This is a genomic window from Arthrobacter sp., from assembly GCF_030540645.1.
GTDB lineage: Bacteria > Actinomycetota > Actinomycetes > Actinomycetales > Micrococcaceae > Specibacter.
In genome coordinates this window covers 1-7,387 of record NZ_JAUNVV010000012.1, presented here as the reverse complement: position 1 = coordinate 7,387, position 7,387 = coordinate 1, and the positions used below count along the sequence as shown (strand labels likewise).

General features: G+C 62.5%; 5 protein-coding genes and 1 pseudogene. 4 read left to right on the top strand and 2 right to left on the bottom strand.

All coding sequences use genetic code 11. The features are described from left to right. Positions 1-163, bottom strand: a pseudogene (locus tag Q4P21_RS03945) (trans-aconitate 2-methyltransferase); the annotation flags it as partial. Between the two features lie 44 nt (positions 164-207). On the opposite strand from Q4P21_RS03945, the gene Q4P21_RS03940 reads away from it, so the two are divergent. The 3 genes from Q4P21_RS03940 to Q4P21_RS03930 are packed head-to-tail and all read left to right on the top strand — an operon-like array spanning position 208 to position 4,587. Beyond that, the gene (locus Q4P21_RS03940; RefSeq protein ID WP_303387542.1) at positions 208-2,745 is read left to right on the top strand and encodes an RNA helicase; all 2,538 of its coding nucleotides are present in this window, start codon (positions 208-210) and stop codon (positions 2,743-2,745) included. Positions 2,746-2,785: 40 nt separating this feature from the next. Beyond that, the gene (locus tag Q4P21_RS03935) at positions 2,786-3,292 is read left to right on the top strand and encodes a GNAT family N-acetyltransferase (RefSeq protein ID WP_303387541.1); all 507 of its coding nucleotides are present in this window, start codon (positions 2,786-2,788) and stop codon (positions 3,290-3,292) included. Then, on the top strand, positions 3,289-4,587 hold the full coding sequence (locus Q4P21_RS03930) for an alpha/beta fold hydrolase (protein WP_303387540.1): 1,299 nt from the start codon (positions 3,289-3,291) through the stop codon (positions 4,585-4,587). Before Q4P21_RS03935 ends, Q4P21_RS03930 begins: the two co-directional genes overlap by 4 nt. A gap of 139 nt (positions 4,588-4,726) precedes the next feature. Here Q4P21_RS03930 and uvrB read toward each other — a convergent pair whose 3' ends face one another. Next, the gene (gene uvrB / locus Q4P21_RS03925; protein ID WP_303387539.1) at positions 4,727-6,808 is read right to left on the bottom strand and encodes an excinuclease ABC subunit UvrB; all 2,082 of its coding nucleotides are present in this window, start codon (positions 6,806-6,808) and stop codon (positions 4,727-4,729) included. Between the two features lie 176 nt (positions 6,809-6,984). Here uvrB and Q4P21_RS03920 point away from each other — a divergent pair, with 176 nt between their 5' ends. Further along, on the top strand, positions 6,985-7,359 hold the full coding sequence (locus Q4P21_RS03920; RefSeq protein ID WP_303387538.1) for a DUF4190 domain-containing protein: 375 nt from the start codon (positions 6,985-6,987) through the stop codon (positions 7,357-7,359). The last annotated feature ends 28 nt before the right edge of the window (positions 7,360-7,387 follow it).

The following is a 7,387-nucleotide window of genomic DNA, read 5'->3' as shown; positions in this document are numbered from 1 at the left end:
GGGCCAGCGTGGCGGTGAGATTGCCCGGCCCACAGCCAAGATCCACCACCCGGGCAGGGGCGGAGGCGCCGATCCGGGCCGTCAAGTCAAAGAACGGCCGTTGGCGAAAATCGTTGAACTGCAGGTATCTGTGCGGTTCCCAGAGAAATGCTTTTTCACCCATGGCGTTATCCTGCCACAGCCCTTTCCGCCTAAGCTGGGAGGACCATGAATCTTCTTGAACAGCTTGCCACCCTTGATACCCAAACCTCCTCCGACGACGACGTTTTGGACGCGTTTTTGGAGTGGACCCTGGATAGGGGCCTGGAGCTGTACCCGGCCCAGGAGGAAGCGGCACTGGAGCTGGTCAGCGGCAACAATGTGATCCTGTCCACGCCCACGGGTTCCGGCAAGTCCCTGGTGGCTATCGCCGCGCACTTCAACGCCATGGCCAGGGGCGCGGCCAGCTACTACACGGCACCCATCAAGGCGCTGGTGTCAGAGAAGTTCTTTGCACTGTGCGAAATTTTCGGTGCGGAAAACGTCGGCATGATCACCGGTGACTCCTCCGTCAACCAGGATGCGCCCATCATTTGCTGCACGGCGGAGATCCTTGCCAACATCGCCCTGCGCGAAGGCGAAGACGCGGACGTCGGTGTTGTCATCATGGACGAGTTCCATTACTACTCCGACCCGCAGCGCGGGTGGGCCTGGCAGTTGCCGCTGCTGGAGCTGCCACAGTCGCAGTTCCTGCTCATGAGCGCCACACTGGGCGACGTCAGCCGCTTTGAACGCGAACTGACGGAGCTGACAAACCGGGATACCACCACTGTTTCCTCCAGTGAGCGTCCGATCCCGCTGCATTACTACTATGTGCAGACCGGCGTGCACGAGTCCCTCGAAGAGTTGCTCGCGACCAAGCAGGTGCCCGTCTACGTGGTGCACTTCAGCCAGGCCGAGGCCATTGACCGCGCCCAGACGCTCATGAGCATCAATGTGTGCACCCGGGAGGAGAAGGACAAAATTGGCGAACTCATTGCCGGGTTCCGCTTCTCCGCCGGTTTCGGCAAGACCCTGAACCGGCTGGTGCGCCACGGCATTGGCGTTCACCACGCCGGAATGCTGCCCAAGTACCGCCGTCTCGTTGAGCAGCTTGCCCAGGCCGGCCTGCTGAAGGTCATCTGCGGCACGGACACGCTCGGGGTGGGTATCAACGTGCCCATCCGCACCGTGCTGATGACGGCTTTGAGCAAGTACGACGGCGTGAAAACCCGCGTTTTGCAGGTGCGCGAGTTCCAACAGATTGCCGGCCGTGCCGGGCGGGCCGGCTATGACACGGCAGGCACCGTGATTGTGCAGGCCCCGGACCACGTCATTGAAAACACGAAGGCCATGGCCAAAGCCGTGGCAAAGTTCGGCGACGACCAGAAGAAGCTTCGCCAAGTGGTGAAGAAGAAGCCCATCAGCGGTTTTGTCAGTTGGGGCGAACCAACGTTCAAGCGCCTGACCGAATCCGTGCCAGAGCCGCTGACGTCCAGCTTCACCGTCACCCACGCCATGCTGTTGAACCTGCTGGAACGTCCAGGGGACCCGTTCCAGGCAGCGAAGGAGCTGCTGACGGAGAACCATGAATCGCCGTCGAAGCAGCGGGTCCTCATGCGCAAGGCCCTGGGCATGTACCGCGAGCTGCTCGGCGCCGGGGTGGTGGAGCGCATTCCCGAGGAGGAGTTGGAGTCAGACGGCCGCACAGTGCGCCTGACAGTGCATCTGCAGATGAACTTCGCGCTCAATCAGCCTCTTTCCCCCTTTGCGCTGGCCGCCCTTGACCTATTGGACCCGGAGTCGCCCAGCTACGCACTGGATGTCATCTCCGTCATTGAATCGACGTTGGAAAAGCCGCGCCAGATCCTGTCCGCCCAGCTCAAGCGTGAACGCACCGAGAAGGTGGCGGCCATGAAGAGCGAGGGCATCGAGTATGACGAGCGCATGGCCATCCTCGACGAGGTCACGTACCCGATGCCGTTGGCAGACATGCTCTTTGAGGCCTTCGAGGTGTACCGCCGGGCCTCCCCCTGGATGGGTGACTTCGAGCTGAGCCCCAAGTCGATCATCCGCGACATGTATGAGCGCGCCATGAACTTCGGCGAGTACGTGCAGTACTACTCGCTGGCCCGTTCCGAGGGCATTGTGCTGCGCTACCTGACCGACGCGTACAAGGCGCTGCGCCAGACGGTGCCCCAGGATGCCCTGCGCGAGGACCTGGAGGACATCATTTCCTGGCTGGGCGAGCTGGTGCGCCAAGTGGACTCCAGCCTGTTGGACGAGTGGGAGAAAATGACGTCCGGCGACACCGCCGACCTCGTGGAAGAGACGTCGCTTCCCCCGGCCCCGCCCAAGCTCACCGACAACTCCCGGGCGTTTCGGGTCATGGTCCGCAACGAGATGTTCCGCCGCGTGGAGTTGGCAGCCGACGACGACTACGCGGCACTGGGCGCGCTCGACGGCGACCACGGCTGGGATGCCGATCGCTGGGCCGACGCCCTTGACGACTATTGGGACGAGCACGAGTTCATCGAGTCCGGCCCTGCTGCCCGCGGACCGGCGCTGCTGCACATCACCCCCTCGGCCGAGACGTGGACTGTGCGCCAGACCATCGCCGACCCGGCAGGCAACCACGACTGGTCCATGACGGCCACCGTGGATCTTGAGGCGTCGAACGAGGCCGGTGCCGCCGTCGTACGCTTCATGGACTTCAGCCGCATGTAACCGACTTCGGTGGCACAGCGGGGCGCGATAAACTCGAACCATGAGTTTGCTTCGCACCGCCGTGCCCACCGATGTCCCCGCCATTCTTGGCATGATCCACGACCTGGCTGTTTATGAGAAGGAGCCCGACGCCGTCAAGAACACGGCGGAGCAGCTGCACGCCAACCTTTTCGGCCCCAACCCGCAGATATACGCCCACGTGGTGGATTCACCGGTTGCGGGTGAGCCCATTGTGGGTTTTGCGTTGTGGTTCCTGAACTACTCCACCTGGGAGGGCACGCACGGGATCTACCTTGAGGACCTGTACGTTCGGCCCGAGTCGCGCGGCGGCGGGCACGGCAAGGCGCTACTTCGTGAACTGGCGCGCATCGCCGTGGAACGTGGCTACGCCCGGGTGGAGTGGAGCGTCCTTGACTGGAACGAGCCCTCCATCAACTTCTATGGTTCGCTCGGTGCCGGACCCATGGACGGCTGGCACGTGTTCCGCCTGGACGGTGCGGAGCTGGGAGCCTTCGGTGCACCAGCGGCCGTGGACGCCCACGCATGAGCACCACTGCGCCCTATACCATCCGCGGACTTCGGGTCCAGGACCACTATTTTCAGGCTCCCCTGGACCACGCGAACCCCGAGGGGAAGGCCATTACGCTCTTTGCGCGGGAGCTCAGCGACGCACAGCTCAACGCCTCCGAGCTGCCCTGGCTGCTGTTCCTGCAGGGCGGTCCCGGCGGCAAGGGCAACCGTCCCACGGGCCTGAACGGCTGGCTGGCCGAGGCCGCCAAACACTTCCGCATCCTGATGCTGGATCAACGCGGCACGGGACTTTCCACCCCCGCGAACCGGCAGAGCCTGCCGCTGCAGGGCGATGTCGCCGCGCAGGCAGACTATCTTTCCCATTTCCGGGCCACCGACATCGTGGCCGACGCCGAACTGATCCGCGCAGAGCTGGGCTCGGGGCCGTGGAGCATTTTCGGCCAAAGCTATGGCGGATTTTGCGCCTTGACCTACTTGTCCTTCGCTCCCGAGGGTGTGCGGGAGGCCCTGTTCACCGGCGGCCTGGGGCCGCTGTCGGGGCCTGCAGACGACGTGTACGAAGCCACTTTTGCCCGGTTGCGCCCGCGCAATGCCGAATACTTTGCCAAGTACCCACAGGACCGCGTTGTCCTTGCCCGCATCCTGGCGCACGTGGCAGACGTCTCCGAGCTGCTGCCGACAGGCGAACGGCTGACCCCTGAGCGGGTGCAGATGCTGGGCAACTTCCTCGGTGGAAACACCCGTTTCGACGCCCTGCACTTTGTCTTCGAGGACGCGTTCATTGACACGCCCGACGGCGCCCGGCTCTCGGACTCCTTCCTGGCAGCTGTTGCGGCGCAGGTCAGCCGCGCAGCCAACCCGCTCTATGCACTCATGCACGAGTCAATCTACGTGCAAGGTGAAGCGAGCAACTGGGCGGCCGAACGCGTGCTCGCCAACCACCCCGACTTCCGCCCGGACGCCGTCGAACCTCTCCTGACGGGTGAAATGGTGTACCCGTGGTACTTCGAACAGGATCCGGCGCTAGTGCCGCTGCGGGAGCTGGCCGACGTGCTGGCCACGCGAACTGCCGGTTGGGGTGCGCTCTACGATGCGCAGCAGTTGGGGCGCAACCAGGTGCCAGCGGCAGCAGCTGTATACACGAATGACATCTACGTGGACAGGGACATCTCCCTGGCCACGGCCGCGGCCGTCAACGGCCTGCAGGTGTGGGAGACGGCCGGCTTCCACCACGACGGCATTGCCGACGACGGCGAAGGCATCTTCGCACGCCTGCTGCAGATGGTGCGCAGCCCCGGGCAAGAGGCGTAGCCGGGCCGCACCTCCTGAGAGCTATTGGAACGCGGGGCCTGCGGCCCTCTCGCGGGCAGTAAGATTTCCTCGGTCGCTGGGCGACCTTGAAAATCCATCCCCGCTCCGAGAACCGCAGTCCCCCCGCTTCGGCCGCTTGTCAGGCGTGGCCGGCTTCGCGCATTTGTCGGAGCTCCTTCTTCAGGTCCCCCACTTCGTCGCGCAGCCTGGCTGCCAGTTCGAAGTGGAGGTCCCCGGCGGCACCGTGCATTTGTGCCGTGAGCTCCTCGATGAGGGCCACCAGTTCCTTGGCTGGCCGTGAGACGACCGCATCCTTGGCCCCTTTGCCGCCCTTGCTCTTGCCGTCCCGCTTGAGTCTGGCTTCTTCCAGCAATGCGGCCGTGTCGGCATCCTCTCGTGCCAGCTGGTCCGTGATGTCGGCAATGCGCTTACGCAGCGGCTGCGGGTCAATACCGTGATTTTTGTTGTAGCTCACCTGGATTTCCCGGCGCCGGTTCGTCTCGTCGATGGCGAACTGCATGGAGGCAGTGATCCTGTCGGCGTACATGTGCACTTGCCCCGACACGTTGCGGGCGGCGCGGCCGATGGTCTGGATCAGTGACGTTGAGGAGCGCAGGAACCCTTCCTTGTCCGCGTCCAGGATGCTGACCAGTGAAACTTCCGGCAGGTCGAGGCCCTCGCGGAGAAGGTTGATGCCCACCAACACGTCAAAGACGCCCATGCGCAGTTCGCGCAGCAGTTCCACACGACGCAGGGTGTCCACATCGGAGTGTAGATACTGGACTTTGATGCCATTGCCCAGCAGGTAGTCGGTCAGGTCCTCGGACATCCGCTTCGTCAGGGTGGTCACCAGCACGCGTTCATTTTTCGCCGTGCGCTTGCGGATTTCCCCGAGCAGGTCGTTGATCTGGTCCTGGGAGGGCTTAACAATGATCTCCGGGTCGATGAGCCCGGTGGGCCGGATTACCTGCTGGACGTAGCCGTCCGAGACACCCAGCTCGTATTTGCCCGGCGTGGCGGAGAGGTAGACCGTCTGGCCCACCCGCTCCAGGAATTCGTCCCACTTCAGCGGCCGGTTGTCCATGGCCGAAGGCAAACGAAACCCGTGGTCCACGAGCGTGCGCTTGCGGGACATGTCGCCCTCGTACATGGCGCCGATCTGCGGCACGGTGACATGGGATTCGTCAATGACCAGCAGGAAGTCGTCGGGGAAATAGTCGAGAAGGCAGTGCGGGGCGCTGCCTTTCTCGCGGCCGTCAATGTGCCGTGAGTAGTTCTCAATGCCGTTGCAGAACCCCATCTGCTCCATCATTTCCAGGTCATAGGTGGTGCGCATGCGCAGCCGCTGGGCTTCCAGGAGCTTGTTTTGGCTTTCCAATTCCTTGATGCGCGCAGCCAGTTCATCCTCGATTTGCTTTACCGCCCGGGCCATCCGATCAGGTCCTGCCACGTAGTGCGACGCCGGGAAGACGTACATCTCGTTTTCTTCCCGAATAATGTCCCCTGTCAGCGGATGCAGGGTGTAGATGTTTTCCACCTCGTCGCCAAAGAACTCAACCCTGATGGCCTGTTCCTCATACATCGGGATGATTTCCACCGTGTCACCTCGCACGCGGAAGGTTCCCCTGTGGAAGTCGATGTCATTGCGGGTGTACTGCATGCTGACGAACTTGCGCAGCAGATCATCGCGGTTCATGGTATCGCCCCGCTTGAGCGTGACCATTCCGGCCACGTACTCTTCAGGGGTACCCAGACCGTAGATGCAGGACACGGTGGCCACGACGATCACGTCTCGGCGGGTCAGCAGCGCGTTGGTGGCCGAGTGCCGCAGGCGTTCCACTTCCTCGTTGACGGAGGAGTCTTTTTCAATGAACGTGTCCGACTGCGGCACATACGCTTCAGGCTGGTAGTAGTCGTAGTACGAGACAAAGTATTCAACGGCGTTGTTGGGCAGCAATTCCCTGAATTCATTGGCCAACTGGGCGGCCAAGGTCTTGTTTTGCACCAGCACCAACGTGGGGCGCTGGACTTGTTCAATCAGCCACGCCGTGGTGGCCGACTTTCCAGTTCCGGTGGCGCCCAACAGCACCACGTCCTTCTCCCCATTGTTAATGCGTTCCGTCAGTTCCTTGATCGCCGCCGGCTGGTCGCCGGCAGGCTGGAACTCACTGATGACTTCAAAGGGTGCCACAACACGGTTGATCTCCTGCGCAAGACTCATGGGGTTAACGCTACCCCTGATGTGTCGCAGCCGAACACCCCGGACCGTCGGCGCCACACCGTACCCCGATGGGCAGGACTCCCCATGTCACGTACAGGCCATTTGGGCCAAGGCATGAAAGCATGGAACAGGAAATCATCACGATTCACGTAAGCAACTTCCCTTGAGAGGAAAAAATGACGCATAACCCCGAGAACCCGTACGGCCAGAAGGGCCAGCAGAGCCAGTACGGCCAGCAGGGCCAAGGCTATTCGCAGGCGCCGCAGGCTTACGGCCAGCCCGGATACGGCATGCAGCCTGAGGATCCGGGCAAGACCTTGGGCATCATCGGCTTGGTACTCTGCTTTGTTTTCTCCTTGGCCGGTTTGATCGTCTCGATCATTGCCAAGAAGAAGTCCGCAGCGGCCGGCTTCACCAACAACACACCCGCCAACGTTGGCGTGATCCTGGGCTGGATCTTCACCATTCTCGGTGTCATCGGCTTTATCATCTACATCATCGCCATCATTGCCCTGGTCAACAGCGGCGGCTTCGAAGTCAACCAGTACTAAGCCCCGCGCACGGCAGGACTTGGCACCG

Coding starts and splice junctions, on each gene's coding strand:
- Q4P21_RS03940 (WP_303387542.1), top strand. CDS start 208: ATGAATCTTCTTGAACAGCTTGCCACCCTTGATACCCAAACCTCCTCC.
- Q4P21_RS03935 (WP_303387541.1), top strand. CDS start 2,786: ATGAGTTTGCTTCGCACCGCCGTGCCCACCGATGTCCCCGCCATTCTT.
- Q4P21_RS03930 (WP_303387540.1), top strand. CDS start 3,289: ATGAGCACCACTGCGCCCTATACCATCCGCGGACTTCGGGTCCAGGAC.
- uvrB (WP_303387539.1), bottom strand. CDS start 6,808: ATGAGTCTTGCGCAGGAGATCAACCGTGTTGTGGCACCCTTTGAAGTC.
- Q4P21_RS03920 (WP_303387538.1), top strand. CDS start 6,985: ATGACGCATAACCCCGAGAACCCGTACGGCCAGAAGGGCCAGCAGAGC.